The sequence below is a fragment of the Pseudoduganella sp. RAF53_2 genome (genome assembly GCF_052113985.1).
Classification (GTDB): domain Bacteria; phylum Pseudomonadota; class Gammaproteobacteria; order Burkholderiales; family Burkholderiaceae_D; genus Rugamonas.
The window spans coordinates 1-2,115 of record NZ_JBFRDW010000842.1; the positions used below are offsets into that span (position 1 = coordinate 1).

General features: G+C 63.4%; 3 protein-coding genes. All 3 read left to right on the forward strand.

Annotated elements, in window-relative coordinates:
- Nucleotides 1-44: 44 nt before the first annotated feature.
- The gene (gene modC, locus AB4Z11_RS30195) at nt 45-1,112 is read left to right on the forward strand and encodes a molybdenum ABC transporter ATP-binding protein (RefSeq protein WP_442029649.1); all 1,068 of its coding nucleotides are present in this window, start codon (nt 45-47) and stop codon (nt 1,110-1,112) included.
- Between the two features lie 8 nt (nt 1,113-1,120).
- Nucleotides 1,121-1,597 (forward strand): molybdopterin-dependent oxidoreductase, encoded by a 477-nt coding sequence (locus AB4Z11_RS30200; RefSeq protein ID WP_442029645.1) that lies wholly within the window; start codon nt 1,121-1,123, stop codon nt 1,595-1,597.
- Nucleotide 1,598: 1 nt separating this feature from the next.
- Nucleotides 1,599-2,115, forward strand: a 517-nt coding sequence (locus tag AB4Z11_RS30205) for a LysR family transcriptional regulator (protein ID WP_442029647.1), incomplete at its 3' end; no start/stop codon positions are given.

The window sequence follows — 2,115 nt, forward strand, 5'->3', positions numbered from 1 at the left end:
GTGCTGCTTGCGCTGCATCTGCTGAACCGCAGGAGCCGCGCAGCATGAGCATCCAGGCACGCTTCAAGCTCGATCACGGCAGCTTCGTGCTGGATGTGAATCTGGAATTGCCCAGCCATGGCGTGACGGTACTGTTCGGGCCTTCCGGTTCGGGCAAGACTTCCCTGCTGCGCTGTATCGCTGGCTTCGAACCTGCTGCGCGCGGGCGTCTGTGCATCAACGATGAGTGTTTGCAGGACGACAGCCGCTTTGTGCCGACGCATGAACGCCATGTCGGCATCGTGTTCCAGGAAGCCAGCCTGTTCGGCCACCTGAATGTGCAGCGCAATCTCGACTACGGCCGTTCGCGTACACCGCCGGCGCAGCAGCGCATCGCCTTCGAACAGGCCATCGAACTGCTGGGCATCGGGCATTTGATGGACCGCAGCGTGGCCAAGCTGTCCGGCGGCGAGCGCCAACGGGTGGCGATTGCACGTGCGCTGCTGACCTCACCGTCCGTGCTGCTGATGGACGAGCCCTTGTCGGCGCTGGACCAGAAACGCAAGAAGGAGATTCTGCCCTTCCTCGAACGCCTGCACCGCGAACTCGATATCCCCATCATCTATGTCACCCACGCCATCGATGAAGTGGTGCGGCTGGCCGACCACATCGTGCTGCTGGAAGACGGCCGCGCCGTAGCCAGCGGTCCCATTTCCGATACGCTGGCGCGGCTTGATCTGCCGCCCGCCTTCATCGAGGAGGCCAGCGCGGTGCTGGACGGCCTGGTCGCGGACATCGACGAACCGCACGCATTGGCGGCGCTGTCCACACAAGCGGGCACGCTGTGGGCGCCCGTGGGCGCGCTGCGTACCGGCGCCGCCACGCGCGTCCGCATCCACGCACGCGACGTGAGTATTGCCTTGTCGCGGCACGAAGACTCCAGCATTCTGAACGTGCTGCCCGCCACGGTGCTGTCCTTTACCGCGGCGGCGCAGGCCGCGCATGTGCTGGTCGAGTGCCAGTGCGGCGCCACCAAAGTCGTCGCCCGTATCACTTCCCGTTCATTTGACGCCCTGAACATTGCGCCCGGACTGCACGTCTGGCTGCAGGTGAAGGCCGTCAGCCTGGTATGAGGATCGCCATGTCAAAATTCCTGCCCCTGCTGCTCGCTCTTGCCATCGCCGGCGCATCTGCGCACGACCGGCCCGCCGGCCCCGTGACGACGTCGGTCGCGGTCGAAGGCGCGGTCGAACATAAGCTAAACCTAGGCGTCGAGGCGCTGACGAAGGACTTTCCCGTCATACAGTTCGACAAATACCGCGGCGTGAGGCTGCGCGATGTGCTCAACAAAGCCGTGGTGCAAGCGCCCGACCGCCACGACGTTAAGAAGATGGTGATCATCGCTACCGCCAGTGATGGCTACAAAGTCGTCTTCAGCTGGAGTGAACTCTTCAATTCTCCGCTGGGCGACAATGTGCTGGTGCTGTTCGAAAAGGATGGCGCGCCACTCGGCAACGAGGAAGGCCGCATTGCGCTGATCTCCGGTTCCGACCTGCACACCGGCCCGCGCCACGTGAAGTGGCTGCGATCCCTTGAAATTCGCAAGATTGTTGACTGAAATGAGCAATGACACGCCTTTCGCCCTGCGCGGCTCCGTCTGGATGATGGTCGGCGACGAGAACTTCGGCGGCCATGGCCGCATCGCCCTGCTGGCCAGCATTGCCGAATGCGGCTCGATCACCCAGGCGGCCAAAGCCATCGGCATGAGCTACAAGGCCGCGTGGGACGCGATCGACACCATGAACACCCTGGCCGGTGAGCCGCTGGTGGCACGCGCGGCGGGCGGTAAAGGCGGTGGCGGCACGCGTCTTACCGCGCGCGGCCTGCAACTGGTGGAAAACTTCCGGCTGATCGAACGCGAGCACCGCCGCTTTATCGACCAGCTAAGCCAGCAAGCCCCAGCGCTGGCCGATGACTGTCTGCTGATAGGGAGATTGAGCATGAAAACCAGCGCACGTAATCAGTTTGCAGGAAAGGTCGCCCGCGTCAAGCAAGGCGCGGTGAACGACGAAGTGGAACTCGAAATTCCCGGCGGCGAACGCATCGTCGCCATCGTCACGCATGACAGCACGGAGT

What these genes read in the sequence shown, in the direction of transcription:
- modC (WP_442029649.1), top strand. Translation starts at nt 45, where the DNA reads ATGAGCATCCAGGCACGCTTCAAGCTCGATCACGGCAGCTTCGTGCTG.
- AB4Z11_RS30200 (WP_442029645.1), top strand. Translation starts at nt 1,121, where the DNA reads ATGTCAAAATTCCTGCCCCTGCTGCTCGCTCTTGCCATCGCCGGCGCA.